Source organism: Parendozoicomonas sp. 209JJ7-1 (assembly GCF_058147085.1).
On sequence record NZ_JBYVJU010000169.1, the window covers coordinates 1 to 423 of the forward strand.

Sequence of the window (423 nt, forward strand, 5' to 3'; positions counted from 1 at the left end):
ACCCCCTGGGGCTGGCTGAGATTGCTGGTCTGATAACCCGTTTCAGGGAAAACAAGAGGGTTATTTTCGCTCTTTTCAATGTATTAGATTCTGGCAGCACTCCCCCTGGCGTTGTGCTCAATGCGGTCCAGATGGAACGCAATGACATGTTCATAATACAGCGCTTCAAGTTGATGCTGACGGGTGTCGATCAGAGCAGGGTTATGTGCTCGGATGCGATTTTCGATGTACATAAGGACTTCCCGACCTGGGCAGATTCATACAGTATGCTACGAAAAATAGGCGTCAAGGACATTTACATTACCGGCTGTAACAGCACTACCTGTATGGCAGTGGCAGAAGAGTGGAGCAAGATCAAGTATAGTCATTACAAAGTTCATATTGACCCTGAACTGACCCTGTATTCAGAAGAAGTGTTACCCA

General features: G+C 47.0%; 1 protein-coding gene. It reads left to right on the forward strand.

Annotation, left to right across the window (positions count from 1 at the left end; genetic code table 11):
• Positions 1–423, forward strand: a 423-nt coding sequence (locus ACY2RQ_RS19875; RefSeq protein ID WP_490114750.1) for a hypothetical protein, incomplete at both ends; no start/stop codon positions are given.